Source organism: Bradyrhizobium diazoefficiens USDA 110 (genome assembly GCF_000011365.1).
Classification (GTDB): Bacteria; Pseudomonadota; Alphaproteobacteria; order Rhizobiales; family Xanthobacteraceae; genus Bradyrhizobium; species Bradyrhizobium diazoefficiens.
On the sequence record NC_004463.1, the window covers coordinates 1,389,643 to 1,416,196 of the forward strand.

Sequence of the window (26,554 nt, forward strand, 5' to 3'; positions counted from 1 at the left end):
GCGATGGATATTCGCATACACAGGAGGAGATTTAAGATGCGAATGCATGCAAGGCGTCCAAGTCGCGTGGCCGGGGCTCCGTTCGTTCAGGGGAGGCGCCCGTGACCGTTTCCGGCGTAGCGCTGCTCTCCATCTGCACGTTGCTGGGGGTCTTGCTGGGGGACCTGCTCGGCATCGCCCTCGGCGTTAAGGCCAATGTCGGCGGCGTCGGCATTGCCATGATGTTTCTGATCGCCGCCCGGCTCTGGCTGGTGCGGCACGGCCTGCTCAGCCACGGTCTCAAGACCGGCGTCGAGTTCTGGGGCAGCTTCTACATTCCGATCGTGGTCGCCATGGCGGCGCAGCAGAACGTCGTCGCTGCGGCCAAAGGCGGTCCCATCGTCGTCATCGCGGGGATCGGCGCAGTCGCCGTGTGTTTCGTGATGGTGGCCCTGATCGGCCGGCTCAGCGGCCCTGTCGAGACCATGGACGAGATCGAGGCGCGAGAGGCGCTCGAGGCGTCTGTGCCCCACTTCAAGTCCGGGAGGATCGGATGACCATGATATCGCACATTCTAGCTGCAAACTCGCTGCTCACCGCTTTCGCGGCCGTCGGCATCCTGATGTGGGTCTCCGGAGCGATCTCGAAATACCTCACCTTCGGACGCATCCACGGCTCGGCGATCGCGATCATGCTGGGTCTCGTGCTGGCCTTTTTCGGAGGCCTCGCCACCGGCGGTGAAAAGGGCGTCGCCGACCTGCCGGCGCTGACCGGGATCGGTCTGATGGGCGGAGCCATGCTGCGCGACTTCGCCATCGTCGCCACCGCCTTCGAGGTCGATGTCGTTCATGCGCGCAAGGCCGGGGCGATCGGTGCGGTCGCGCTTGGGCTCGGAACTGTCGTCCCGTTCATTCTGGGCGTGTTCGTCGCCGCGGCATTCGGTTACACCGATGCCATCTCGATGACGACGATCGGCGCCGGCGCGGTGACCTACATCGTGGGGCCGGTCACGGGGGCGGCGATCGGCGCATCCTCGCCGGTTATTGCGCTCTCGATCGCGACCGGTGTATTCAAGGCAGTGATCGTCATGATCGGTACGCCCTTCGTGGCGAAGATGATCGGTCTGAACAATCCGCGCAGCGCAATGGTGTTTGGCGGCTTGATGGGAACGGTCAGCGGCGTGTCCGGAGGGCTGGCGGCGACGGACCGGCGTCTGGTGCCCTACGGTGCGCTGACGGCGACGTTCCACACCGGGCTCGGGTGTCTGGTCGCGCCCTCTGTTCTTTACTTCGCGGTGCGCGCGATCACGGGAGGCTGAATGGCAGGATTGTTGAAAGTCGCAGCCGACGCCGAGGACGATGGCGGGCTGCTCTCCGATCGCATTCGCAACGCGCTCACCGACGAGATCGCCTCGGGTGCGCTCGTCGCCGGTTCCGCCCTGGAAGAGCAGCTGTTGGCCGATCGCTTCGGAGCCTCCCGCACGCCGGTGCGGGAGGCGCTTCGCCAGCTCGTGGTCAGCGGCCTGGTCGAAGTGCGGGGGCGGCGCGGCCTCGTCGTGGCGCGGATGACGCCCGAGCGCATCATGGACATGTTCGAGACCAGTGCCGAGGTGGAGGCGATGTGCGTCAGGCTCGCGACCTATCGCATGACCCCGCTCGAGCGCAGCCATTTGATCGAGCTGCATGACGCCTCGCTGAAGATGGTCGAGGCCAATGACGTCGATACCTATGACGCGTTCAACCGGGAATTCCACGAATGCATCTACCGGGCAACGCACAACTCGTTTCTGGCAGAGCAGGCGCAGGATGTCCGCTCGCGTCTCAGCGCTTTTCGCCGCACGCAATTGCGGCATGGCGATCGCATTCGCAAGTCCCGCGACGAGCATGACGTCATCATGCAGGCGATCGCCGAAGGCGATGGCGAGACCGCATCGCGCAGGATGCGGGCGCATATGTTGAACGCGGCCGCGGCGCTTCGGCGCTACATCGATGATCGCCTCGGCGGACAGGCCGATGGGCCTGGACCTGACAACGCCTGACGATTGCGGTTGTGCGCCGTTGTTGCAGCAAGCCAGGCAGATCGGTGCGGGCGTGAGTTGCCAGCAGGGCGCGCGGCTTTTCCGTTTTGACGAGGCCGGTGTGTGCGACCAACCAGATCGTATTCCCTGCCGGGGCAACGTCCGGCATCATCAGACTGTCACCGCCCTGTCATCGGTGTTCCATTGATCGCTGCTCCTTTCGCCGCGCAGCGCAGAGGGTGGACATGCATCTGATCAAGACAATTTCTTCCGACCGCCGGTCGATCCTGAAGGGCCTCGCGGCCGCAGTTGTCGCGCCGCTGGCGGCGCCGGCTCTTGCCGCCGAGAGCCTGCCGGCACAGCCGACTGGATCGGCGGCCGCAATCGCCACCGACAAGGCCTATTGGACGGCCGTGAAGGGGCTCTATGCCGTGACGCCCGATGTCGTCAATCTGGAGAACGGCTTCTGGGGCATCATGGCCGAGCCCGTGCGGCGCGAGTTCATCCGCCTGTCCGACATGGTCAACTATCAGAACACCTATTACGCGCGGCAGCGCGCGGGCGCGGATTTCGAGGCCGTGCGGGCCAAGGTGGCGGAGGCGGTTGGAGCTGCGCCCGAGGAAATCGCGCTCACCCGCGGCGCCACCGAAGCGCTGCAGCTGCTCATCGGCGGATACAACAAGCTGAAGCCCGGCGACAGCGTGCTCTACGCCGACCTCGACTACGATTCGATGCAATATGCCATGAACGCACTTGGGGCGCGCCGCGGCGTCGACGTGGTCAAGTTCGACGTGCCGGAGCCGGCCACCCGGCAGGCCGTGCTCGACGCCTATGCCCGCGCCCTCGAGGCGAATCCGAAGGCCAGGCTGCTCCTCCTCACCCATGTCAGCCATCGCACCGGCCTCGTCATGCCGGTTACCGAGATCGCCCGCATGGCCAAGGCGAAGGGCGTCGATGTCATCCTCGACGCCGCTCATTCCTGGGGACAGATGGACTTCAGGGTGGGCGAGCTCGAGGTCGATTTTGTCGGCTTCAACCTGCACAAATGGATCGGCGCGCCGGTCGGCGTCGGCTTCCTCTACATCAGGAAGGACCGCCTCGCCGACATCGACCGCGACCTCGGCGACGAGGATTTTCCGGCGACCGACATCCGCTCGCGCGTACACACCGGCACGGTCAATTTCGCGACGGTGCTGACGGTGCCCGCGGCCGTCGAACTGCATCAGCAGATCGGCGCTGCGGCGAAACAGGCCCGCCTGCGCTACCTGCGCGACTACTGGGTCAGCCGCGTTCGCGGCTTCAAGGACATCGAGATCCTGACGCCGGATGAGGCTGGCCTCTATGGTGCGATCACGTCCTTCCGCCTCGCCGGCAAGACGAGCAAGGTCGACAACGACGCCACCGTGGCGAAGCTCAGGGACGCCTACAAGGTCCTGACGGTTCGCCGGGCGGGCGTCGCCAAGGGCCAATGCATCCGCGTGACGCCGGCGCTCTACACCGAGGAGGCCGACCTCGACCGGCTCGTCGAGGCGCTTGCCGCCATCACGGGTACGAAAGCCGGCTGAACCCGCGAGGCGGAGTGCAATCGGCCAGCGCATCGACAATCATCACGTGATCGCCGGCACATATCATTCGAGCCGGTCAATCTAGCTTGTTGTCAGGTGGTTCGCAGTGAGCCACCAGGCAAAGGACAAGACTCATGCGCAATTACATCCTTGTGGCTCTCGCAGCGATCGCATTGGCAAATGTGGTGACGCCCTCGAACGCGACGACCATCGTCCGCGACCATCGCGACCCGCCCGTCGTGCGCGACCACCGCAATCAGACCATCGTTCGCGACCACCGCAATCAACCGGAGGTCCGCGACCACCGCCACTAGACGTCCTCGCGACGGAGCCGAACCCAATCGGTTCGGCTCCGCTTCGCGGTTCAAGCCATTGAGACCGCGCTTCGTATTTTCCTCCGCGAACTCCCTTGAAGCCCACCGATCGTCTGCGTGTGGCGCGGATGTCCATTCGCGATTGTGAGGCTTGAGCACGAGCCACGTTGCCGTCTCCGTGCTATTGCTGCTCCCCGCAACTTCCCGCGAGGACACTCATGCTTCCCCTTCCCGCCGACATCTTCACCGAGCCCGAGAACGTCTCGCCCGACGGTCTCGCCAATCTCGGCCCGCTGCGCCGTCTCGCAGGCAGTTGGCAGGCCGACAAGGGGATCGACGTCAACCCGAAGGCCGAAGGACCGGAGCGGCGGACCTTCATCGAGCGCATTCGGATGGACCCGATCGATCCGCAGGCCAACGGCCCGCAGCTGTTCTACGGCCTGCGTTATCACATCCACATCAACACGCCCGAGGAGGACATCACCTTCCACGACCAGGTGGGCTACTGGCTGTGGGAGCCCGCGACCGGGCTGATCATGCAGACGCTGGCGATCCCGCGCGGGCAGGTGCTGCTCGCCTCGGGCAAGGCCGGACCTGATGACAGGAAAATTTCGGTCACGGCGAAGCGCGGCGACACCGCTTACGGGATCTGCTCGACCGACTTCCTGGAACAGGCCTTCCGCACCGACGCTTACCGCTGCGACATCACCTTCAACGACGACGGAAGCTGGACCTACCTGATCCAGACCGAGTTGTTCGTCCGCGGCGCGCCGTTCAATCATCACGACACCAACACGCTCCAGCTCGTCGCGCCGCCAAAGCTCAATCCGCTCGCGGTGATCGTCAACGATCGCGCCAAGAGCGGCGGCAGCGGAACGGCGGGTTGAGCGCGGTCCGGAGATTTGCATGAAGCCCTACGTCATCTGTCTGATGCATTCCAGCCTGGACGGCCGCACGCACCCCAGCCGTTGGCGTCCGAAGGGCGCGGGCACGGACTGGTTCGAGAAGATCCATGACGAGCTCGGCGGCGATGCCTGGGTGATCGGCCGCGTCACCGGCTCGGAGTTCGCCAAGGGCAAGCCCTATCCCGCCGGAACGGCCGGGACGTTTCCGCGGGAGCCGTGGTTTGCGCGGCGTGATGCAAAAACCTACGGCGTCGTGCTCGACGCGCAGGGCAAGATCGGCTGGGGCCGCTCCGATATCGGCGGCGATCCGATCGTCGTGGTGCTGACCGAGGGCGTGCCGGATTCGCATCTTGCAGGCCTGCGCGGCGAGGGCGTGTCCTATATCTTCGCCGGCAAGTCCGAGATCGACCTGGCGCTGGCGCTCGACATCCTCAATCACGAGTTGGGGGTGAAGCGGCTGCTGGTGGAGGGCGGCGGCGTCGCCAATGGCGCGTTCCTGCGCGCCGGTCTCATCGACGAATTCAATCTCATCCTCAGCCCCGCGGTGGATGGCGCAAGCGGCGCGCCCTTCGTGTTCTCTTCGACGGAAGCCGACAGCGACAAGCGCGCGCCCCTCGCCGCGATGACGCTGGAGGGGGTGCGGGAGCTCGGCAGCGGTGTCCTGCTGCTGCGCTACCTGATCAAGAACGATCCGCAGGCCGTGGGTAAGTAAAAGCACCGGCATGTCGGACAAACCACAGCATATCGTCATCGTCGGTGCCGGCGCGGCTGGCCTGATGGCGGGGCGCGAGCTCGCGCGCGCGGGCAAGAAGGTGACGGTCCTGGAAGCACGCGACCGCTGCGGCGGGCGCATCCACCCGCTGCCGGCGGCGGAGTTCGGCTACCCCGCCGATGGCGGCGCCGAATTCGTCCATGGCGATGCCCCGGTGACACGCGCCCTGCTGCGCGAGGCGGGGCTGTCCCTTCAGGAGATCGAAGGCACGCTATGGAGATTTGACGGTGCACATTTCTCGCGTGAGGATCGCCATGATCCGCACGAGGCGGAGCTGCATGCCGTGCTCGGGAATTTGAAGGACGACCTCACCGTCGCCGATTTCCTGCGCCGTCATTTTGCCGGACCAGAGTATGACGGGCTGCGCTATTCGATCGAGCGGATGGTCGAGGGCTACGATGCCGCAGATCCCGAGCGCGCCTCCACGCTGGCGCTGCGCGAGGAATGGATGGACGGCGGGCTCCACACGCAGGCGCGCATCAATGGCGGCTATGGCGCGCTGATCGATTTTCTCGCCGCCGAGTGCCGCAGGCATGGCGCGGCGGTCCGCCTCGGCTGCGTGGTGTCGGCGATCGAGGACGAGGGCGGCGCGGTGGTCGTTCGCGGTGCCGGCGGCGAGGTGCATCGCTGCGACCGCGTGATCCTCACGGTGCCGCTGCCGCTGCTGCGCGAGATCGCGCTTCCGGCGAGCGTGCGCGCGAAGGCGGCGGCTGCCGACGACATCGGCTTCGGCAACGTCGTCAAGATTCTGCTGCGGTTTGCGCGGCCATGGTGGCGCGAGCGAAACCCGGATCTTGCGGATATGACCTTCCTGCTGTCGGACCGGACCATCCCGGTGTGGTGGACGCGCCATCCGGAGCAGCATCCCGTGCTCACCGGCTGGTTCGGCGGCCCGCGGACGGCGGAGCTGCAAGACCTCGATCCGCAGGCGTTGATCGAGGCCGGGCTTGGTTCGCTCGCCACCATCTTCGGCCTGTCGCGCGAAGACGTCGCGCGCGACCTCGTCGCGGCTGCGGCGACCAATTGGGGGCAGGATCCGTTCGCCCGCGGCGCCTATTCCTGGGCCACGCCGCGCACGCGCGCGGCGCAAGCCATGCTCGCGCGCGCCGACGGAGCGGTGCTGTTCTCCGGCGAAGCGCTGTATCGCGGCCGCGACATGGGCACGGTCGAGGCGGCGCTGGCGAGCGGGCTGGAGACGGCGGGGATGATCTTGCGGGGATGAAAAAAGGCCCGCGTGGTCGCGGGCCTTTCGTTCGCAGGCGACCGCCGGTTTACCAGCGGTTGCCGCCGAAGCTGAAGGTCACGCCCGGACCGCCGCCACCGTAATATCCGTACGGTCCGCCGCCGTAGTAACCGTGGTGCCGCGGGTAATAGCCGTAGCTCCGGTAGTGCGGACGATAGTAGCCATGGTGGTGATGGCGCCATTGATGATGGCGATAGCCATGATGGTGGTGCCTGTGCTGCGCGCTGATGTCGGTCGGCTGGCCTCCCCGCGCGCTTTGCTTCGCGCTTGTGGTGTTGGCCGCGTTCGCCGCCGATCCGCCGGCAAGCGCCGCGGCACCGACGGCCATCGCGACAATGAGATACTTCATGTCATCACTCCAGTTGAATGTCGTGTGACAACACATGGGCGCTGGTTGCGTTCCGGCTAGTGCGGGCGTCGAAACGACGCAGCACGTGCTGTCCGATTCGGCGCGGATGATCGCGCGGCGTGAGATTTATTGTCGCATCGCCGGCATTGATCGCACTGCTGCCATCACTTCGCCGCGAATGATGCGATCACCTCGCCCGCGGTGACGATGCGCGCGAACTCGCCGTTGAGATTCGACAGCGTCATCGCATGGATCTCCTCGGCGGAATGTGCGTCGCCATCGGGTCCGATCCGGTCGAAGGTCCAGGTGGCATCGCGCACGAGCCGCGTGTCGAAGCCGAGATTGCCGGCCATCCGCGTCGTCGTCTCCACGCAATGGTTGGTGGTGGCGCCGCAAATGACGAGCGTAGTGATGCCGCTTGCGCGCAGGCGCGTCTCGAGGTCCGTGCCGATGAAGGCGCTGTTGACGCGCTTGACGATCACAGGCTCGCCATCCTGTTCGCGCGCCTCGTCCTTGACGGCGTAGCCGGAGCGCGATGGCAGAAACGACGAATTTGGCTTCGTGCCCTCGTGGCGGATATGAAAGATCGGCGCACCGTTTGCCCGGAACGCCGCGAGCAGATCGACGATGCGGGCCACCGCGTCCGGATTGTTGCGGCGCTTGCCCGCCGCCTCCCATTCGTCGAACGCGCGCTGGACGTCGATGACGATGAGGGCGGGGAGGGGGTGCGGCATGATCGGACCTTTCGGACGGCTTGTCGGGCCGAATATGCGAGGCGATCGGGGAAGCGCAATGCCAATCTTCCCTCGTTTCGCGACGTCATTGCAGGTCCGTGGCCGGGATTGCGCTGCGCTCCATCCGGGCTACGTCGACGTTCCTACGGATGCGGATCGGGAAAGCCGTGGCGTTCGGAGAGCGCGGCGAGGATTGCGTCCTTGTCGGCGACGAAGGCGCGGCCGCGGTGGCTGCCGGTCTGGTGCCGCGATGTCGCGCCGTCTGCCAGCACGAGCAGCGGCAGCGACTGGTTCTCCTCCCCGACCAGCGCGATCACGGCCTGCCGCGGCTGCGGCCACGCGATGCGCTCGACGTCGAGCTTTTCGGCGAGCGCCGGAAACGAAGCGAGCACGCCCTCCATCAGCGCGCAATGCCAGCAATAGAAGCGCCGGCCCGGATAGGCCGGGTCCTCGAACCCCGGGCGCAGCAGAAACAGCAGGTCGCGCGTCATGGATCGCTCCGAAGCATGGCCGCCTTGCTGAGGATCAAGGCGGCGAGGGCTGGCCGGCCTAGTGTCGAGCCCCCAGATTCATGGGAATCGAGGCTGAAGGAAAGGACGCCATGCCGGGGCCGATCAGTCAACCGCAGACGCTCGCCGACGTGAAGACACTGCCTGAGCTGCTGCGCTGGCGCGTCGAGGCGACGCCGGCGGCAGAAGCCTATCGCCATTTCGACGCGCATGCCGGGCGCTGGGTCAGCCAGTCCTGGCACGAGATCGACGCGGAATTCGAGCTGTGGCGGCAGGCGCTGGCCGCGGAGAATTTTTCGCCGGGCGAGCGCGTCGCCATCCTGATGCCGAACGGCATTGCGCATATCGCGATGGACCAGGCGTCGCTGTCGCGCGGTCTCGTGCCGGTGCCAATGCATGCCGTCGACAACCCCGACAGCATCGCCTACATCCTCGCCGATTCCGGCGCGCTACTGCTGTTCGTCGATACGCTGGCGCGCTGGCAGGCGATCGTGGCCACCGGCCAGCCGCTTGATGCGCTCAAGCGCATCGTCTGTGCCGACATGACCGGACCGGTGCCGGCCGATGCACGCATCGTCGCGCTCGACCAGTGGCTTGCGTCCGCGCCTGGCGCGACCGCGCCATTGTCCGACGTCGCGGTGGCGCCGGACGATCTTGCCGCCATCGTCTACACCTCGGGCACGACCGGGCGGCCGAAGGGCGTGATGCTGTCGCATGACAACGTTGTCGCCAATGTGAAGGCGATCGCGCATCGCATCGCGGCGTCGCCCGACGACGTCTTTCTGTCCTTCCTGCCGCTCTCGCACACGTTCGAGCGCACCGGCGGCTATTACTATCCGATCGCGGCCGGGGCCTGCGTCGCCTATGCGCGCTCGGTGCCGCAACTCGGGGACGACCTCAAGCATGTGCGGCCGACGGTGCTGGTCTCGGTGCCGCGGATCTACGAGCGCGTCTACGCGCTGATCATGCAGCACCGCGCATCGGCCGGAAGCATCGAGCGGGCGCTGCTCGATCTCACGATTGCCGTCGGCGGCCGGCGGTTCGACGCGCGGCAGGGACGCGGCGCACTGTCGCTGCTCGACCGGCTGGCCTGGCCGCTGCTGAAGCAGCTCGTCGCCGACAAGGTGCTGGCGCAGCTCGGCGGCCGGTTGCGCGTCGCGGTTTCCGGCGGCGCGCCGATCGCCGAGCCCGTCATTCGTCTGTTTCTCGCACTCGGGCTCGACATTCTCCAGGGCTACGGCATGACCGAGACCTCGCCGGTGGTCTCGGTCAACACCCCCGAGGACAACGATCCGCGCTCGGTCGGCCATGTGCTCGACGGCGTCGAGGCCAGGCTGGGTGAGAACGACGAGCTGCTGGTGCGTGGCCCAAGCGTGATGCTAGGCTACTGGCACAAGCCCGAGGAGACGCGCCGCGTGAAGGAGGCCGATGGCTGGCTGCACACCGGCGACCAGGCCCGCATCGAGAACGGGCGCATCACCATCACCGGCCGCATCAAGGATATCCTCGTGACGTCCACCGGCGAGAAGATCGCGCCGGTCGATCTCGAGACCGCGATCCTGGCCGATCCCCTGTTCGAGCAGGCGCTGGTGGTCGGCGAGCAGCGTCCGTTCCTCGCCGCGCTGGTTGTGCTCAACGCCAAGGCCTGGGTGCAGGAGAAGGAAAGGTTGGCTGCGAGCGGCAAGCAAGGCGGTGCGGCGGAGCGGGCCGCGCTGCTTGCGCGAATCGCAGCGGCCGTGAAGGCCTATCCGTCCTACGCGACGCCGCGCGCGGTATGGTGGACGCTGGACCCCTGGACCATTGCTAGCGGCCTGCTCACGCCGACGCTGAAGAACAAGCGCCCCGCGCTCGAACACCGCTTCGCCGAGGAGATCGCGCAGATCTACGCGAAGAAGCCGGCGGCGACGGTGAAGGCGCAGTGACGTCGCCTCTCCCCGCTTGCGGGGAGAGGCCGACGCGCGGAACGCGCGGCGGGTGAGGGGGAGTCTCCGCGAGTCCAACTCCTACCGTTTTTCGCGGAAGCAGCCCCTCACCCCAACCCTCTCCCCCGTAAGAACGGGGAGAGGGAGAAGAAAGCGCTCACTTCCTCTTGAACGCCCTGTCCATCGCGCTTGATCCAGCGCAACTTCGCTCGCTGGCCCTCATGCAATGTCGCCCCGAAAGTTCGAATTGCAATCGAGGCAAGTCATGAAGGCGTATTTCATCGGTGGTGGCATCGGATCGCTCGCGGGCGCGGCGTTCCTGGTTCGCGACGCGCAGCTGCCGGGGCGCGACATCGTGATTTACGAGGCGCAGCCGCTGGTCGGCGGCAGTCTCGACGGCGCACTGCTCGCGAACGGCGCCTATTCGCTGCGCGGCGGACGCATGCTCACTACCGACCATTACGAATGCACCTGGGACCTGCTGTCGAGCATCCCCTCGCTCGAGCGTCCGGGCCTGAGCGTGCGCGACGAGACCGTCGCGTTCAACGAGGAGAACCCGGCGCATTCGCGGGCGCGGCTGGTTGACCGCAACCGCTTCAAGATCGACGTCTCCCACATGGGCTTTTCCGGGCGCGACCGGCTCGAGCTGCTGCGGCTCACCGAGGCCTCGGAGGAGACGCTCGGCAACAGCCGCATCACCGACTGGCTGTCGCCAAAATTCTTCGAGTCCAATTTCTGGTACATGTGGCAGACCACTTTCGCCTTCCAGCCCTGGCACAGCGCGGTCGAGCTGAGGCGCTATCTGCACCGCTTCATGAGCGAATTCCCGCGCATCGAAACCCTCGCCGGGGTCAAGCGTACCGTCTACAACCAGTATGACGCGATCGTACAGCCGCTTGCCGACTGGCTGAAGCGGCAAGGCGTGCAGTTCGTGCGCGGCACGGCCGTCACCGACATGACGCTCGAAGACGAGGGCGGACGCGTGCGCGTCCGCCAGCTGGTGCTCGATCGCGACGGCCGCACCGCCAACGTCCGCATCGAGGACGGCGATCTCGTGTTCTTCCAGAACGGCTCGATGACGGACGCCTCGAGCCTGGGCTCCATGACCGAGCCGCCGCCGCACCTGACCAAGGCCGACAGCCAGGGCTGGGCGCTGTGGGAGACGATCGCGCAAGGACGTCCCGAATTCGGCAATCCGTCCGCGTTCAACAGCTCGATCCCGGAATCGTACTGGCTGTCCTTCACCGTCACCTGCCGCGATCCGCGCTTCTTCGACAAGATGGAGGCGTTCTCGGGCAACAGGGCCGGCACCGGCGGGCTGGTGACGTTCCGGGATTCCAACTGGTTGATGTCGGCGGTGCTGTATCATCAGCCGCATTTCGCCGGCCAGCCGAAGGACGTTCAGGTGTTCTGGGGCTATGCGCTGCATCCGGACCGCATCGGCAATTTCGTCGGGAAGCCGATGTCCGAGTGCGGCGGCGCCGACATCCTGAACGAGCTGTGCGGGCACCTGAATTTCGATCGCGACGTGTTCGAGACTGCGACCTGCATTCCCTGCCGCATGCCCTACATCACCAGCATGTTCATGCCGCGCAACGTGACCGACCGGCCGCTGCCGGTGCCCAGGAATTCGGTCAACCTTGCCTTCGTCAGCCAGTTCGTCGAGATCCCCGACGACGTCGTGTTCACCGTCGAATATTCGGTGCGCGCGGCGCAGATGGCGGTCTATCAGCTCATGAAGATCGAGCGCCCGGTGCCGCCGGTGACCCGCCACGACAAGTCGCTCGCGGTGATCTTCGCGACCCTGGAGAAGGCGTTCGCTTGAGGCTTTCGCCGGGATGACGTCGCCGGCGCACGCGACGGCGCCTATCGCGGCGCTGCCAGCGGCAGGCTGACGTGAAAAACGACGCCCCCTGACGGGACGTTTTCGGCCCAGATGCGGCCGCCATGCGCCTGGACGATGGTATGCGCGATCGAGAGGCCTATGCCCATGCCTTGCGCCTTGGTCGTGAAGAACGGCTTGAAGATCTCGGCGACTTTCTCCGCGAGGATGCCGTCGCCCTTGTCGGCGATGGAGACAAGGGCGAGGTTGCCCTCGGTGAGACTGGTTCGTCCGACGACGCGGCGCCGCTCGTCCGGAAGATGGGCCACAGCCTCCATGCCGTTCACGACGAGATTGAGGATGGCCTGCTGGAGCTGAATCTTGTCGCCTTTCACCCGAATGTCTGCGGACGACGGCTGCATGACGAGTTCAACATCGTGGGTCAGGGCCTGCACGGAGAGGAATCGAAACACCTCGCCGACGGTGGCATTGAGGTCGAGCTCGCTCCGTTCGGTCGGGTCTCGCTTCAGAAACGAGCGCAGCCGGCCGATGACTTCGGCGGCCCGCTGATCGTCACGGCGGATGTGGTTCAGGATGTCCCTGATCTCGCCGAGGTCGGGCGCCGGACTCTGTAATATCTGCTGGGCCGTCTCGGCATTGATCAGAATGGCGGCGAGCGGCTGGTTCAGCTCGTGTGCGAGCGAGACGGACATCTCTCCCGCGGTCGCGCGGCGGTTCATGTGGGCGAGCTCCGACATGCGCTGGCGCGCCTCGACCTCGGCCATGAAGCGCAGACGGCGCTCGCGCAGCAGAATGGTGATCATCAGCGCCTGCACCAGCACCACGCCTGCAATGATCGCGGAGTGCCAGTAATACTGCTCCCAGAAGGTCGGTTGGCGGAAACGCACCTCGCTGCCGGGGGGCAGATTGGCTTCGTCCACATTCCAGCGTTTCAGCTGCCGCCAGTCGAAGATCGGCCTCACGTTGTCTCCGCTGAACGGTGCGATGCTCGAGGGCGCTTCGCCGTCGAGGATCCGCATCGCCACTTCGCCGGCTTCCCGCCCGATGATTTCGGGCAGCAGCAGGAAGCCGCCCACGCCCGACCGTCCGAGGAACGTATCGGACGTTATGATGATCGGGCGGTTCGCACTCTCGGCAACGCGTGCGAGCGCCGAGGCCGGGGCGTAATAGGTGCCTTCGCCGTCGGAATACATCGCCGAGGTCAGGATCGCGGAGCGGTCGGGCAGGGAAGCGACGCGACTGCGGACCTCACGCAGCACCGCGCCGGACAGATCGATGACTTCGAGATCGGGCATTGCGGCCGCGAAGTCCTGCTTCCAATGTCCGTACACCAGCGGATTCTTCCAGGCCTCGCCCACCAGGACGACACGGGTCAGGTCGGGAACGATTGCGCGCGCTGCGGTCAGGAGGTGTGTCGGCCTCACTCTGGCGAAGACGGCCGTCGTATCGGGCAGGAACAGCGCGCGCGTCTCAGGCAGGTCGGGAACGAAGCCGTATACCACGGGCGCGGCGGGCCAGATGTCCTGCTTCCGCTTCTGAAGGAATTTCGCCGATGCGACGCCGATCGAAACGATGACGTCGATCGGCCGCTGCGCATATTTGGTCTTGAGGTGACCGACCAGGCTCAATTCATAGTCCGGTCCCGGGAAGCGGGCGAGATCGAGGCTTTCGCCGTAGATCACCGTGTTGCTCTTCCCGTTCTGCTTCGCGGCGGTGCGGATTCCGGCAAAGATCTCCGAATAAAAGGGCGAGCGAAAATCGGCTTCTTCCAGAACCAGGACCGAACGCTGCTGGGGGCCGTCGGCTGCGACGCATTCACGCGAGAGGCCAGCGAACAAGCAGGCGATCAGGATGCGCGCGAGCCCGCGGATCACACGCATTGCCGGACTCTCGGCCTCGCCTCTGGATGCAATCGGGTCTCCTCAATGAGGATGCACGCGAGAGCATAACCGCCTGACCTGGAGTTTCAACGGGAGGATGCGTGCTCACCCCGGTGACAAGCAGGGCGACACAAGGGGCCGCTACTTGAACGGATCCTGGATCGACGGCGACGATTGCCTGATGCGGCGCACGCTTACCGGCGTGCCGTCTGAGACGAACAGGAGTTCGTACTTCCGGCCCTCGCTGTCGGTTGCGGAGCAGGTAACATCGGTCACCTTCCGGGCGGCGAAATTGCCGGTCTGGCGGCAGATTCCGGTGGAGGTCTGCTCCGCCGGCACCGGCAGGCCGTCGACCTTGGGCCGGTCCTTGGAGTTGAGCAGCATGCGGTCGATCGGCAGCTCGTAGGAGTTGTCGTCGGCCCGCTTGCCGTTCTCGCCGGAGAACGACACGACGTGGTTCGCATCAGTGGGGTCGTCGACAGCGACGGCGAAATTGACCCGGCCCGTGTCGCCATGGGCGTAGGCCACCGTCTTGCAGGCAAGGGTACGCCCCGCGACCTTGAGCGTCTTGCAGTGGCCGGACATCAGCGCCAGCAGATCGATGAAGGCGGTCTGCTGCGCCGGCTGATTGTTGACGGGAATCGGCCTGGAAGACTCAGCAAAACAAGGGCTTGCGAGGACAACGAAGGCTGCCGCGAGGGCCGGTCGGCAGAGGCGCATCGTGAGGCTCATAGGCCAGGGGACCGCGGAAAGGTTCCGCTCAACAACCATCGAACCGCAAATTGGTTGCGATCCCGTTTGTGCCGCCAAGCCCGTCTGGAATACCACCGCGCCACCCATCGGCGATTCGCCCAAAATCGCCCAACCATCCCGGCAGGCACTTGCCGTCAGGCCAGTGTTTTTTTCGTGGCAGAACCGGAGGGTCACGCCGCCTGCTTCATGGTCCTGGCAAAGGCCGGGTAAGTCTCGGCGAGCTCGTCGAAAATCCGGCCGCGCAGCAATGCCAGGGTTGCGGAATCGGGCCGCGCGGTTTCCCGCACGACCTCCGGTTCTTCATAGGTGAAGCCGGTATTTTCCCTGATGTCGGCCGGCGTGAAGGGCGGATGCACCGAGCGCAGGGCGAAGCCGCCTGCCTCGCGGTCGAAGTCGAACAGCGCCATGTTGGTCAGGAGCGCGTATGGCCCGCCGCGGCGAGGGACCTCCGGTGTGGTCGCCCGGGCGCTGACGAAGTCGACCTTCGGCACGAACACGCGCGGGGTGTGCTCCTCGCGAAACAGGATCACGCGCGGAATGAGATGGTAGAGATAGGCCGAGCCGAACGAGCCGGGCCAGCGCACATCGGTCTTCGGGTAATCGCCGGTGCCGACGAGGTTGATGTTGCCCGCGCCGTCGATCTGGCCACCGCCGAGAAAGAAGGCGTCGACCCTTCCTTGCGCGGCGCAGTCGAACAGCTCGATGCCGCCATTGGTGAAGAAATTATGCCGCTGCGATCCCAGGATCGAGATGCGCACCGGCGGTTTGCCACAGAGTTCGTTGCGTGCGCGCAGCAGCATCGCACCGGCCGCGGGGATCGGCGACGATGCGCCGACCGCGACGTGACGGATGCCGTCGAGCAGGTCGGCGATGGTGGTGATCAGGATTTCGCGCCGTTCGCGTTCCGATGACATCAGGCCACCTGCTTGCGATGGGACAGGAAGGTCGAGAGATAGGCTCGGAAGCCGTCCTCGCTGCGCGCCATCGCCGCATAGCGCGCGATCTCGGCCTCGTCGGCGGGATATTCATTCCACAGCGCCAGCGGCCAGGCGCCGCGCTCGGCAACCGCGATGGCGTCGACATAGAGCGAGGGCAGCACGCCGGCGGCGGAATCCTCCGTCTCGAACAGATCGTGGTCGACGATGCGCTCGACGGTGACCAGCGTGCGCTTGGCGGCATAGGCCATGGTGGCGAGCTCGCGGAAACGGCCGATCCTGATATTGCCGGCACGGTCGGCCTCCGGCGCATGAAACAGCGCAACGTCGGGCTTGATCGCCGGCACCACCACCACCTTGCGCGCCTCGCCGACCGGGCTGTCGATCACCTTCCAGTCCGGCCGCACCTCGAGCAGATCGCTGCCGATGATGCCGGCGATCGGCATGAAGGGCACGCCGTGTTGCGCCGCCATCAGGCCGGCGTGAATCGCGGGGCAGGTGGCATCGCGCAGCGTCACGCTACCCGCCCGCACCGCAGCGCCGAAACGCGGCGCGCCGCCGGCTTCGCCGAGCGAGATGGCGCTGGTCTCGAGCGTCCTGACCGCACCGGCACCGATCAGGAGATCGGCCTGCATGCCGCTGATGGGGACGCAGACCAGATGAAGATTATCGATGCCGGCTGCGATGATGGCGGCGGTCGCGGCCATCGCGACGCCGGAGCGGTCCACGGGGACGGCCAGCGATTGCCCCGATGCAACGCGACCGGCCAGCGCCTCCAGTGCAACGATCTCGGTCATGGGCGTCCTCCGCTTTGTTTTTCTTATCCTGCCTCAAGCCATCGCCGCCTGCCAGCGCGTATCGCGCAGGGAGGGGCGGCGATGCAGGCGGGCGTCGAGCATGCTGCGTGCGCGCGCCAGCTCGCCGCCGCGCATGAGAGCGACAATAAAGGTGTCCTCGATCAATTCGCGCTGGGCGTGGCTGCCGCCGATGCGGACGACGTCGGCGAGCGCGGGCGCGAGCGTCCGCACGCAGGCCGCATAGTCCTCGTCCGCAAAGGCCGCCAGTGCGCGGCAGATCGCCGGCACCACGGGGCCGGCCGGCAGCTTGCCCTCGGCGACCCGCTGCTCGATCACGGCAAGGCGCGCGGCGAGGGCGTCGCGGTTTTGCGTTGCGGCCGCGAACAGCGCCATATGGACGTCGGCGAACGGCAAGCTCGATTTCGGAAACAGCTTTTGCGCGGCGGCGTCGGCGTCGAGCCAGAGTTCCTGCGGCACGGCGTGGCCATAAGCGGACAGGCGCCAGAGCAGCGAGGCGCCGTCGGTGACGACGTTGAGCGGCGGCGCCTGCGTCGCGGAGGGCTGCAGCACGTCGGCATAGATCGCAAGTGCGCGTGCGGCGTCGCCATGCTCGAGCGCGCCGAGCGCCTGGTGCCAGCGGATGTGGCCGTGCAGGATTCCGGCGCGGTCGTAAGTGGGAATCCACTCGTCGACGAGACGGTCGGCCGCCTCGATCGAGCCGTCCTCGAACATCGCATGCAGCACGGCGTGCGCGGCATGGGCATTCTGCCGGCGCAGGGCGAAGCCGCGCTCGGTGATGCCGCGGCCGCGGGCTACGTCGCCGTTCTCGGTCATCGCCCAGCCGGACATGGTGAGGAACCACCAGTCTTCGCCATAATGCCGCGCGACGCGCTCGCACAGCTCATGCCGCGCGCGGTCGTGATCGGCCATGCCGGAGAAGGCGAACAGGCCGAACGCGCCGAGCGGCAGCGACAACACCACGGCATCGCGCGGCCATGCCTCGACGTGTTTCAGCGTCGCCTCAATCGCCTCGGGCAGTCGGCCCTCGATCGCCAGCGCCAGGGTCTCGACATGCGAACGCTCGCGCTCCGTGCCGCGCTTTGCAACGAGCTCTCGCGCGGCCGCCGCCTTCTGCCGCGCGAGGTCGCCCTGCTGGTAGAAGGCATGCACGCGGGCGCGGGCGATAAGGGGAAGCGCAAAGTCCGGATCGGCGGCGATGGCGCGCTCCAGCGTCTCCGCCGTACCGGTCCAGCCCGCCAGCATGAGGTCGACGCCTTCGCGATAGGCGGATGCCGCGGCATCGGATGCGGTGGAAAGCGGCAGGCCGTAGCGGTCTTCATGCGCCATCGTCGCCTCCCGCTGTTATGCCGTCCGCGCGCGGCGGCCTTCGATCGGATAGGCCGGATCGTTGTAGCCCGGTGTCGAGGGATGGCCCGGCGTCACCAGGCGGTCGATCAGGGCTTCGTCCTCGCTGGTGAAGCGATAGTCGAGTGCGCTGATGTAGCCGTCCCACTGCTCCTCGGTGCGCGGGCCCGCCACAATCGAGGAGACGAAAGCGGAGTTCAGCACCCAGGCGACTGCGAACTGGCCGGCGGTGATGCCTTTCTTCTCGGCGTGGCTCTTGATCTCCTGCGCGAGCTGGAGCGACTCCGGCCGCCATTCCGTCTGCATCATGCGGGTGTCGTTGCGTCCCGCACGCGTCTCCTTGTCCGGGGCTGCATCCGGCTTGTACTTGCCGGTGAGCACGCCGCGCGCCAAGGGGCTGTAGGGCACGATGCCGAGGCCGTAGTAGGCGCAGGCCGGAAAGTGCTCGACCTCGGGCATCCGGTTCATCGCGTTGTAATAGGGCTGGCTCACCGCGGGCCGGTCGATGCCGAGCCGGTCGCAGATGTTGCAGATTTCGGCGACGCGCCAGGCGCGATAGTTCGAGACGCCGAAATAGCGCACCTTGCCCGCGCGGATCAGATCGCCCATCGCGCGCACGGTCTCCTCCAGCGGCGTCGCATGGTCCTCCTTGTGCAGATAGTAGATGTCGATGTGGTCGGTGCCGAGCCGCTTGAGGCTTTCGTCCGCGGCCTGCAGCACCCAGCGCCGCGACAGCCCGACCCGGTTGGGGTCATCGCCCATGGGGTTGGCGAGCTTGGTCGCCAGCACCCAGACATGGCGGTTGTTGCCGATCGCGCGACCGACGACCTCTTCGGAGCCGCCCTTCGAATAGGCGTCGGCGGTGTCGATGAAATTGATTCCGGCATCATGCGCCTTCGCGATGATCCGCGTTGACGCGGCTTCATCGGTCGGTCCGCCGAACATCATGGTGCCCAGACAAATCGGCGAGACTTTCAGGCCAGTGCGGCCGAGCTGGCGGTATTGCATGGGCGGATCCTTGCTGCCTCTTGTGGGAGCAGCATAGCCATCCCGCTCCGTCATTGCGAGCGCTGCAAAGCAATCCAGAGATGCGTCCGCGGAACGCGTCTGGAGTGCTTCGCTGCGCTGGCAATGACGAGGTTGGGGGAGCGCCGTTGCTTCCCCATCGTCGTCCTGGACAAGCGGGCGCTTGGCGACGCGTAGCGTTGTCCAATTGCGAGCGCCGATCCAGGACCCATTACCCCAGGAATTGGTTTTGCGAAGATTCGCGGTTACCGGTTCGCGCTACAATTTCTCTCAGGGGTAATGGGTCCTGGCTTTCGCCAGGACGACGGCGGAACGCGCCGCTACGCCGGCCCCTTCAAGATCTTGAACACGCCGTTGGCCATCACCACACAGCGGTTGTCCACGCTGACTTCGGTGCTCATGAAAATCAGACTGCGCGTCGCGCGCACCACGCGCGGGCGCGAGATCAGGATGTCGCCGATCTGGCCGGCCTCGACGAAATGGGTGTCGAGCTGCACTGTCGCCATGAACTCCTTGCCGGAGACGTAGCGGGCGGTCATGCCGCAGGTGCGGTCGGCGAACGTCATCATCACGCCGCCCTGGACCATGCCGCGGCGGTTGTGATGCTTGTCCTCGGTGGCGAGTGCGAATTCGTAGCGACCGTCGACCTTGCGCTGCCACAAGGGGCCGATCAAGTGCAAGAAGCCCGTGGTCTCGAGGATGGTCCAGCCCTCCGATTTGAGCCTTGCGGCGGCCTTGTTGGTCATCTCGTCGTCCATTCCTCTGCGGGCCTTGCGATCTCATTTCATCGGGGGCGGACGTGGTGTAGTCAAGCATGATGAGACCGTTCGACGATGCCACACGGCGGAATATCGCGGCCGCCTGCGCGGCCTTCACGCGGCTGCCGGAAGACGGCGCAGCGCCTTCGCTGAAGCGCGCCGCGGTGGCGGTCGCGCTGACCGCGGCGGGCGAGGGGGACGACACCGCGTTCCTGCTCACGCTGCGCGCATCGCACCTGCGCGCTCATCGCGGCCAATGGGCCTTGCCGGGCGGACGCTGCGATGCCGGCGAGACGCCGGTCGAGGCGGCGCTGCGCGAGCTCGACGAGGAGCTCGGCCTTCGCCTCACCAGCGCGGAGGTGCTCGGCACGCTCGACGATTATCCGACCCGCTCCGGCTATCTGATCACGCCGGTGGTGGTCTGGGCCACGGCCGCCGCCGCCATCCGTCCGAACCCGGACGAGGTCGCCTCCGTTCATCGCATCGCGCTCACGACGATCGAGCGCGACGACGCCTTTGATTTCACCGGGATCCCCGAAAGCAGCCGCCGAGTGATCCGCTTTCACCACCAGATGAGCCTGATCCACGCGCCGACGGCGGCGTTGATCTACCAGTTCCGCGAGGTGCTGGCGGGGCGGCAGACCCGCGTGACTGAGCTGGAACAGCCGGTGTTCGCCTGGAAGTGACGATGGTAAACGGCGCGTTAACGTGACGGTTACCGGATGCCTGTTAAGAGAGCGGCATGCATCATTCGATTCGAAAGAGCCTTGCGCTGGTTCCATTCGCGCTCGTCCTGCTCGCGCCCGCCGCGCGTGGCGGCGCGTCCGACGCGCTGCCGCCCGCCGTCCGCGATGCCAAGGCCCAGCTCCTGTCGCAGTTTTTTGCGCAAGGCGGGGCGTCGCCCGCCGTGCTCGAATATCACCGCAAGCTCGGGGAATATCAGGCCGCGCGCGCGGCCTTCGACGAGGAAGCCGGCGCCTATTGGAGCCAGATCTCCGAGAAGCGAAAGACCCGCAATGCCAAGCGGCGCAGCGGGCAGCAGATCACGCTCGACGATTACGTGCTGGAGCATCCGCCGCTGTATAGCGGGCCGAAGCGGCCTGTGAATCCGGAGCCGGAGGAAACGCCGGAGCGCCCGACCAAAAAGCCGATCCCCGTCGTCGCCGATCTGCTGCGTGCGGCGCAGGAGCTCTACCAGTTCACGCCGCAGCGCCCGTCCAGCGAGGTCGAGTTCAAGCGCGCCTATGCGCGCTACGCGCTCGCCTCCGGGCTGACGCGCGAGCAGGCGGTGCGGGTCTATTCGTTCGAGACCGGCGGCACCGGCAGTTACGACGTGCAGGCGGGCATCGAGCATGGTGGCAAGCGCGCGATCTCGACCGCGATGGGCTACAACCAGCTCCTGACCACCAACAGCGTCGAGCTGCTGGCCGAGCAGGGCCATGAATTCATTCGCGCGCTCTCCGACAAGGTGGCGCGGACCTCGGGCCCGGCGCGGCAGTCGCTCGAGCACAAGCTCACCGTGCTGAAGAAAATGGTGGCGCATGCGAAGTCGGTGCCGGACACCTGGTCGGAGCACGAGAAGATCGGCAACACCGCGCAGGGCTGGGCGATGCATGCGATGGTGCTCGACGTCGATATCGGACCGATGCTCCAGACCCACAAGCTGCTGACATCGGTGCTGTTCGCGCGCGCAAAGGGCTACGCGCGTCCGCTCACGGCGGCCGAGCTCGAGATGATGAACCTCACCGGCGACGGCACCGGCCTCGACATGGTGACGATGCCGCAGGCGATGCGCGAGCAGGTGCCGACCTCGAATTTCTTCCAGCGCGGCGGCTACGAGCGCAACCCGGTCGCGATCCGCCACAACACGGTGGCGAAGCTGCTCGCGGTGACGGACACGCGGATGGACAGCAACAGCAACAATGCCGGCGCGCGGGAGCTGGCGGGGGCGTTTTAGGACGCTGCCGTAGGGTGGGCAAAGCGAAGCGTGCCCACCGCTTTCGACCAGAGTGTGCTGACAGGTGGTGGGCACGGCGCTAACGCGCCTTTGCCCACCCTACGGCGCCGTGCCTACTGATCCGGCCCGAACTTGAACTTGCCGTCGCCTTCCAGATACGGGCCGCTGCGCATGTAGAGCTGGCCGTTGTGGCCGATGAAGAACAGCGTGCCCTTCGGCACCTTCTTGGCGCCCTTCAGCAGCTCGCCGGCATTGCTGGTGCCCATCTTGTAGGAATAAGTCTTGCCGTCCCTGTCATAAGCGTAGCCCATGTCGGGCTTGAGCTCCCAGGGCGTCGCCTCGGTCTGCGCCAATGCGGGTGCTGTGAATGCGCCGAGCGCGGCTGCGATTGCAAATGTCTTCGTTGAAAATACCATGATCCTATCCTCCCCATCGTCGGGGTGCCCGGCTTGAACAAATCACGAACGGCATTTTCGGGTCAATTCGCGAAAGCGCCGCGGCGCATCACGTCTTGTCCAGCAGTTTGTGATTTTCCCTTCGTCCCCTCGCGACTATGTTCCGCTTTCCGTCTAGAACGCAATTCGACAAAAATATTGGTGGGGATGATTCGAATGAACCATGTCATTAAAGCCTGCTCGGCTGCCGCGCTGTTGCTTACGGCGCTGGCTCCGGCCGCCCGGGCCGATGATTACCAGCTCAGCCACAACCAGCGGATCTCGTGCAGCCGCGGCCTTGCCCCGGGCAAGTTGAACACGGCGACCTGCAAGTCCTACACCTATCTCTTCAACACCAGGACCTCGGAATATTTCCGTTGCCAGGTATCGCTGGCCCTGACCCGGGACAACAAGGAAGTCATCAACGTCCAGACCGACGGCGGCTGCACCAAGAAGCCGCGCATCTTCGAGACCGACGGACATTACGACTTCGACGCCACCGAGACCGAGCCGCCGAACACCAATTCGTTCTTCGGCCCCGGCGGCTACTCGGTCTGGGCTGCTGACGTCACCGCGCAGAAGGTGCGCGGCTGCATCATCATCTCCTCCGGCCTCGGCTCCGACATCTCCAAGTGCCTGGACATGACGTTCCAGTGAGCAGATAGCGCGCTCGAACACGATGCGTTCGGGCGCGCCGCGATCCGGCTGCGCCACGTCGCCGCACCCGCCGGGTTCCCCAAAAGTCGAGCCGGAACGGCTGTTTACCGCAGTCCTGTTTTGCCTATTGGATGGGTTGACCCGCCCCCCTCATCCGGCCAATTTCCCCGCCGGTTTGGGGAGTACAGAAATCATGAAACGGACGATTTTCGGCGTGGCCGCGGCTCTTGCTCTGGCGGCGTCGGCGCCTTGCGCGCATGCGCAATCCTTCATCAACGTGCTGACCGGAGGCACCTCCGGCGTCTACTACCCGCTCGGGGTCGCGATCGGGAAGATCTACGGCGACAAGATCCTGAACGTGAAGACGCAGGTGCAGGCCACCAAGGCGTCGGTCGAGAACCTGATCCTGCTCCAGCAGGGCCGCGGCGAGCTCGCGTTCACGCTGGGCGACTCGCTCAAGGCGGCCTGGGACGGCGACGAGGAAGCCGGCTTCAAGACCAAGCTCGACAAGCTCAGGACCATCGGCGCGATCTATCCGAACTACATCCAGATCGTCGCGACTACCGAGAGCGGCATCAAGACGCTGGCCGACCTCAAGGCCAAGAGCCTGTCGGTCGGCGCGCCGAAGTCGGGCACCGAGCTGAATTCCCGCGCGATCCTCAGCGCGGCCGGCATGAGCTACAAGGACCTCGGCAAGGTGGAGTATCTCCCGTTCGCCGAATCCGTCGACCTCATGAAGAACCGCCAGTTGGGTGCGACGCTGCAATCGGCCGGGCTCGGTGTGGCCTCGCTGAAGGATCTCTCCACCTCGAGCCCGATCACGGTGGTGTCGGTGCCGAAGGAGACCGTCGACAAGATCGGCCCGCCCTTCATCGCGGCGACCATTCCCGCCAACACCTATACGGGCCAGGACAAGGACGTGCCGACCGCGGCCGTGGTCAACTATCTCGTGACCAGCTCGGCGGTGTCGGACGATCTCGCCTACCAGATGACCAAGCTGGTCTACGAGTCGCTGCCGGAATTGCAGAATGCCCACGCGGCCGGCAAGGAGATCAAGCTCGAGACGGCCGCCGCCGGCAGCCCGGTTCCGTTGCACCCCGGCGCGATCCGCTATTACAAGGAAAAGGGGCTGATCAAGTAATTCTCCGCTGTCATTCCGCGGCGGCTCGCAAGAGCCGAACCCGGAATCTCGAGATTCCGGGTTCGATGCGTCGCATCGCCCCGGAATGACGGAGTGAGCGTGGATGCCCGGGTCATCTGCGCGAAGACGCTTCGCGCTTCTGCCCGGGTATGACGTATTCAGGGCGCAGCGCGAATGCTGTAAGAACGCACCTAATCAGGGCGCGGGGAAACATCGATGTTGCAGGCAGAGGGCTCTGAGGCGCCCATCAAGGTCGAATTCGACAATTTCGAGCATGGCTTCCCCGAAGGGTTCGGCCCGGGCTGGTGGGGCCGGCTCGCCTATTGGATCGGCATCGCCTTCGCGACCTTCCAGCTCTATGTCGCCGCCTTCAACTATCTGCCGAGCCAGGTGGTGCGCGGCGTCCATGTCGGCTTCCTCGTTCTCCTCACCTTCGGCCTGATCGCGAACTTCACTGCAAGGAGCGATGTCGGCCGCGCGCTCGGCTGGGTGATCGGCGGCGCCGGCTTCTTCTGCGGCCTCTACCAGTGGATTTTCTACGCCGATTTGATCGCGCGCGACGGCGATCCGACCAGGCTCGATCTCGCCGTCGGCACACTGCTTGCGGTGCTGATCTTCGAGGGCACGCGGCGCCTGATGGGCGCGGCGCTGCCGCTGATGTGCGGCGCGTGCCTGCTCTACTGGTTCTTCGGCCAGTATCTGCCATCGCCGCTCAACCACCGCGGCTATGATTTCGACCAGATCGTCACGCATCTGTCGTTCGGCACCGAAGGCTTTTACGGCGTGCCGATCTACGTGTCGGCGACCTACATCTTCCTGTTCATCCTGTTCGGCTCGTTCCTCGAGCGCGCCGGCATGATCCAGCTCTTCACCGACGTCTCGCTCGGCCTGTTTGGCCGCACCCGCGGCGGACCTGCCAAGGTCGCGGTGTTCGCCTCGGGCATGATGGGCACGATCTCGGGCTCGGGCGTCGCCAACGTCGTCACCGTCGGCCAGTTCACGATTCCCTTGATGATCAAGTTCGGCTATCGCCGCGCCTTTGCAGCCGGTGTCGAGGCCACGGCGTCGATGGGCGGGCAGATCATGCCGCCGGTGATGGGCGCGGTCGCCTTCATCATGGCGGAGACGCTCGGCGTCCAGTACTCGGAGATCGTGAAGGCGGCGGCGATCCCCGCGATCCTCTATTTCGCATCCGCGTTCTGGATGGTGCATCTGGAAGCCGGCAAGCACGGTCTCGTCGGCATGAAGCGCTCGGAGATCCCGAGCGCCTGGAAGGCGCTGGTGACGCGCTGGTACCTCGTGCTGCCGCTCGCCGCGCTGGTCTATATGCTGTTCGAAGGCTTTACGCCGCTTTATGCCGGCAGCATGGGCCTCGCGCTCACGGTGACGCTGATCCTGGGCGCCAGCATCACGGCCGGCGCGTCCTCGATGGTGATCCGCACCATCTTCTGGGTCGGGCTCGCGCTCGTCGTCGCCGCATTGTCGCGCGACGGGCTTCAGATCGTGCCGGTCGCGAGCGTCGTCGCCGGGCTGATCGTGATCACCGCCTTCATCCGCGGCGGGTTCAAGGCCCTGCGCGAGTGCCGCGACGCGCTGGCCGAGAGCGCCAAGTCCGCCATCACCGTCGGCATGGCGTGCGCCATCGTCGGCGTCATCATCGGCATGATGTCGCAGACCGGCGTCGGCACCATCTTCGGCGGCTGGGTGATCGGTCTCGGCGAGAAGAGCCTGTTCCTGGCGCTGATCATGACCATGCTGCTGTCGATCCTGCTCGGTACCGGCATTCCGACCATCCCGACCTACATCATCACCGCCGCGCTCGCGGCGCCCGCGCTGGCGAAACTCGGCGTGCCCCTGATCGCGAGCCACATGTTCGCGTTCTACTACGGCATCATGGCCGACCTCTCGCCGCCGGTCGCGCTCGCCGCGCTCGCGGCCGCGCCGATCGCGAAGGAAAATCCGGACAAGATCGGCTGGGAGGCGATGCGCATCGCGCTCGCCGGCTATGTCATCCCCTTCGTCTTCGTCTATTCGCCGGCGCTGATGCTCCAGGCCGGCGATCCCATGGCGGCCAAGCTCGGCTTCTACGGCGCGGTCGCGCTAGCGACCTTCAAGGCGCTGGTCGCGATCGGCCTGTTCGGCATGGTCGCGATCGGCTTTCTGTTCACGCGGCTGACGTTCGTCGAACGCCTGGTCGCGCTCGGTGCCGCGTTCTGCCTGCTCGGCGACTTCCCGTTCAGCGACACCGCGGGCTTCGTGCTCTCCGCCGCGCTCGCGCTGTGGCAGTGGCGGCAGCGCCCACCGGCAGTGGTCGAGGCGGTGTGAGCCTCTGCTTCGCCACAGCATCAGGCGTGAAGGCGCTGGCGCTGTCCGCCTTCACGCTGGTGTGGACGCATTCGATCGAAAAGGTCGACTGGCAGGAGGACTGGCGCGTGACGCCGGCGGGTCTCGAACTGGTGCAGGCACGGGTCAAGGGCAGCGGTGCCGGCATGGAGCCGCCGCCCGAAGCGCGGCTCGTCGATGGCTGGTTTCAATGGCAGCCGCAGCGTGCGCCGATGCAGGAGGTCGTGCTCGGCAATTCCGGCGCCGCCGGGGAATGGCGGCTCTGCCATGACGGCGCGTGCCGGACATTGTCGGAGATTGTCGGGCATCCCATTGGTGCTAACGTCACGACGATGAAGGTCTGCAACGATCCGTAG

At 66.0% G+C, this 26,554-nt stretch carries 28 protein-coding genes; 17 read left to right on the forward strand and 11 right to left on the reverse strand.

The window, feature by feature from the left end:
* The first annotated feature begins 101 nt into the window (after positions 1 to 101).
* The 9 genes from madL (at position 102) to BJA_RS06525 (ending at position 6,774) form a co-directional block, all read left to right on the forward strand.
* Positions 102 to 536 (forward strand): malonate transporter subunit MadL, encoded by a 435-nt coding sequence (gene madL / locus BJA_RS06485; RefSeq protein WP_011084095.1) that lies wholly within the window; start codon positions 102 to 104, stop codon positions 534 to 536.
* A complete protein-coding gene (gene madM, locus BJA_RS06490) occupies positions 533 to 1,297 on the forward strand; it encodes a malonate transporter subunit MadM (RefSeq protein WP_011084096.1) in 765 nt (254 codons plus the stop codon). The genes madL and madM overlap by 4 nt, the downstream gene beginning before the upstream one ends.
* Positions 1,298 to 2,017 carry a GntR family transcriptional regulator gene (locus tag BJA_RS06495; RefSeq protein ID WP_011084097.1) on the forward strand — a complete coding sequence of 240 codons (720 nt, stop codon included), beginning with the start codon at positions 1,298 to 1,300 and terminating at the stop codon, positions 2,015 to 2,017.
* Entirely contained in the window at positions 1,992 to 2,204 is a 213-nt protein-coding gene (locus BJA_RS06500) for a hypothetical protein (RefSeq protein ID WP_162494055.1), read from the forward strand. The genes BJA_RS06495 and BJA_RS06500 overlap by 26 nt, the downstream gene beginning before the upstream one ends.
* Before the next feature lie 37 nt (positions 2,205 to 2,241).
* Entirely contained in the window at positions 2,242 to 3,561 is a 1,320-nt protein-coding gene (locus BJA_RS06505; RefSeq protein ID WP_038965326.1) for an aminotransferase class V-fold PLP-dependent enzyme, read from the forward strand.
* Positions 3,562 to 3,695: 134 nt separating this feature from the next.
* Complete coding sequence (locus BJA_RS06510) at positions 3,696 to 3,875, forward strand: hypothetical protein (protein ID WP_028173626.1); 180 nt, start codon at positions 3,696 to 3,698, stop codon at positions 3,873 to 3,875.
* A 218-nt stretch (positions 3,876 to 4,093) separates the two neighbouring features.
* Positions 4,094 to 4,762 (forward strand): FABP family protein, encoded by a 669-nt coding sequence (locus tag BJA_RS06515; RefSeq protein ID WP_011084100.1) that lies wholly within the window; start codon positions 4,094 to 4,096, stop codon positions 4,760 to 4,762.
* Positions 4,763 to 4,781: 19 nt separating this feature from the next.
* Positions 4,782 to 5,492: a RibD family protein gene (locus BJA_RS06520; protein ID WP_011084101.1), complete on the forward strand. Its 711-nt coding sequence runs from the start codon at positions 4,782 to 4,784 to the stop codon at positions 5,490 to 5,492.
* 10 nt (positions 5,493 to 5,502) lie between these two features.
* On the forward strand, positions 5,503 to 6,774 hold the full coding sequence (locus BJA_RS06525; protein ID WP_011084102.1) for a flavin monoamine oxidase family protein: 1,272 nt from the start codon (positions 5,503 to 5,505) through the stop codon (positions 6,772 to 6,774).
* Positions 6,775 to 6,823: 49 nt separating this feature from the next.
* On the opposite strand, the gene BJA_RS06530 is transcribed toward BJA_RS06525, so the two are convergent.
* From BJA_RS06530 to BJA_RS06540, 3 genes are all read right to left on the reverse strand, one after another.
* Positions 6,824 to 7,144, reverse strand: a complete 321-nt coding sequence (locus BJA_RS06530) for a hypothetical protein (protein ID WP_028173622.1) — start codon at positions 7,142 to 7,144, stop codon at positions 6,824 to 6,826.
* 164 nt (positions 7,145 to 7,308) lie between these two features.
* Positions 7,309 to 7,878, reverse strand: coding sequence for a cysteine hydrolase family protein (locus BJA_RS06535; protein ID WP_011084104.1), 570 nt, complete (start codon positions 7,876 to 7,878; stop codon positions 7,309 to 7,311).
* A gap of 143 nt (positions 7,879 to 8,021) precedes the next feature.
* Entirely contained in the window at positions 8,022 to 8,369 is a 348-nt protein-coding gene (locus tag BJA_RS06540) for a DUF3088 domain-containing protein (RefSeq protein WP_011084105.1), read from the reverse strand.
* A gap of 110 nt (positions 8,370 to 8,479) precedes the next feature.
* Between BJA_RS06540 and BJA_RS06545 the strand changes: the two genes are divergently transcribed.
* Both BJA_RS06545 and BJA_RS06550 read left to right on the forward strand, forming a co-directional pair.
* Complete coding sequence (locus tag BJA_RS06545; RefSeq protein ID WP_051000241.1) at positions 8,480 to 10,309, forward strand: AMP-dependent synthetase/ligase; 1,830 nt, start codon at positions 8,480 to 8,482, stop codon at positions 10,307 to 10,309.
* Between the two features lie 226 nt (positions 10,310 to 10,535).
* Entirely contained in the window at positions 10,536 to 12,134 is a 1,599-nt protein-coding gene (locus BJA_RS06550; RefSeq protein ID WP_011084107.1) for an oleate hydratase, read from the forward strand.
* A gap of 41 nt (positions 12,135 to 12,175) precedes the next feature.
* Here BJA_RS06550 and BJA_RS06555 read toward each other — a convergent pair whose 3' ends face one another.
* The 7 genes from BJA_RS06555 to BJA_RS06585 form a co-directional block, all read right to left on the reverse strand.
* Positions 12,176 to 14,032 carry a sensor histidine kinase gene (locus BJA_RS06555; RefSeq protein ID WP_011084108.1) on the reverse strand — a complete coding sequence of 619 codons (1,857 nt, stop codon included), beginning with the start codon at positions 14,030 to 14,032 and terminating at the stop codon, positions 12,176 to 12,178.
* 141 nt (positions 14,033 to 14,173) lie between these two features.
* Entirely contained in the window at positions 14,174 to 14,752 is a 579-nt protein-coding gene (locus tag BJA_RS06560; protein WP_028173616.1) for a hypothetical protein, read from the reverse strand.
* Between the two features lie 203 nt (positions 14,753 to 14,955).
* A complete protein-coding gene (locus BJA_RS06565; protein ID WP_011084110.1) occupies positions 14,956 to 15,699 on the reverse strand; it encodes a CoA transferase in 744 nt (247 codons plus the stop codon).
* Positions 15,699 to 16,517: a CoA transferase subunit A gene (locus tag BJA_RS06570; RefSeq protein ID WP_011084111.1), complete on the reverse strand. Its 819-nt coding sequence runs from the start codon at positions 16,515 to 16,517 to the stop codon at positions 15,699 to 15,701. Before BJA_RS06570 ends, BJA_RS06565 begins: the two co-directional genes overlap by 1 nt.
* 33 nt (positions 16,518 to 16,550) lie before the next feature.
* Positions 16,551 to 17,864, reverse strand: coding sequence for a tetratricopeptide repeat protein (locus BJA_RS06575; RefSeq protein WP_011084112.1), 1,314 nt, complete (start codon positions 17,862 to 17,864; stop codon positions 16,551 to 16,553).
* Between the two features lie 15 nt (positions 17,865 to 17,879).
* The gene (locus BJA_RS06580; RefSeq protein WP_038965338.1) at positions 17,880 to 18,890 is read right to left on the reverse strand and encodes an aldo/keto reductase; all 1,011 of its coding nucleotides are present in this window, start codon (positions 18,888 to 18,890) and stop codon (positions 17,880 to 17,882) included.
* Positions 18,891 to 19,228: 338 nt separating this feature from the next.
* Positions 19,229 to 19,654 (reverse strand): PaaI family thioesterase, encoded by a 426-nt coding sequence (locus BJA_RS06585; protein ID WP_038965339.1) that lies wholly within the window; start codon positions 19,652 to 19,654, stop codon positions 19,229 to 19,231.
* Positions 19,655 to 19,722: 68 nt separating this feature from the next.
* On the opposite strand from BJA_RS06585, the gene BJA_RS06590 reads away from it, so the two are divergent.
* A complete protein-coding gene (locus BJA_RS06590) occupies positions 19,723 to 20,352 on the forward strand; it encodes an NUDIX hydrolase (RefSeq protein ID WP_011084115.1) in 630 nt (209 codons plus the stop codon).
* 56 nt (positions 20,353 to 20,408) lie between these two features.
* Positions 20,409 to 21,623 carry a hypothetical protein gene (locus BJA_RS06595; RefSeq protein WP_011084116.1) on the forward strand — a complete coding sequence of 405 codons (1,215 nt, stop codon included), beginning with the start codon at positions 20,409 to 20,411 and terminating at the stop codon, positions 21,621 to 21,623.
* A 113-nt stretch (positions 21,624 to 21,736) separates the two neighbouring features.
* Here the strand turns inward: BJA_RS06595 and BJA_RS06600 are convergent, their stop codons facing one another.
* Positions 21,737 to 22,039 (reverse strand): hypothetical protein, encoded by a 303-nt coding sequence (locus BJA_RS06600; protein WP_011084117.1) that lies wholly within the window; start codon positions 22,037 to 22,039, stop codon positions 21,737 to 21,739.
* A gap of 195 nt (positions 22,040 to 22,234) precedes the next feature.
* On the opposite strand from BJA_RS06600, the gene BJA_RS06605 reads away from it, so the two are divergent.
* The 4 genes from BJA_RS06605 to BJA_RS06620 all read left to right on the forward strand — a co-directional run bounded on the left by BJA_RS06605 (position 22,235) and on the right by BJA_RS06620 (position 26,554).
* Entirely contained in the window at positions 22,235 to 22,714 is a 480-nt protein-coding gene (locus tag BJA_RS06605; protein WP_028173607.1) for a hypothetical protein, read from the forward strand.
* Positions 22,715 to 22,907: 193 nt separating this feature from the next.
* Positions 22,908 to 23,855 (forward strand): TAXI family TRAP transporter solute-binding subunit, encoded by a 948-nt coding sequence (locus BJA_RS06610; protein ID WP_038965333.1) that lies wholly within the window; start codon positions 22,908 to 22,910, stop codon positions 23,853 to 23,855.
* A gap of 216 nt (positions 23,856 to 24,071) precedes the next feature.
* Positions 24,072 to 26,180, forward strand: a complete 2,109-nt coding sequence (locus BJA_RS06615; RefSeq protein WP_011084120.1) for a TRAP transporter permease — start codon at positions 24,072 to 24,074, stop codon at positions 26,178 to 26,180.
* The gene (locus BJA_RS06620) at positions 26,177 to 26,554 is read left to right on the forward strand and encodes a DUF1850 domain-containing protein (protein ID WP_028173604.1); all 378 of its coding nucleotides are present in this window, start codon (positions 26,177 to 26,179) and stop codon (positions 26,552 to 26,554) included. Before BJA_RS06615 ends, BJA_RS06620 begins: the two co-directional genes overlap by 4 nt.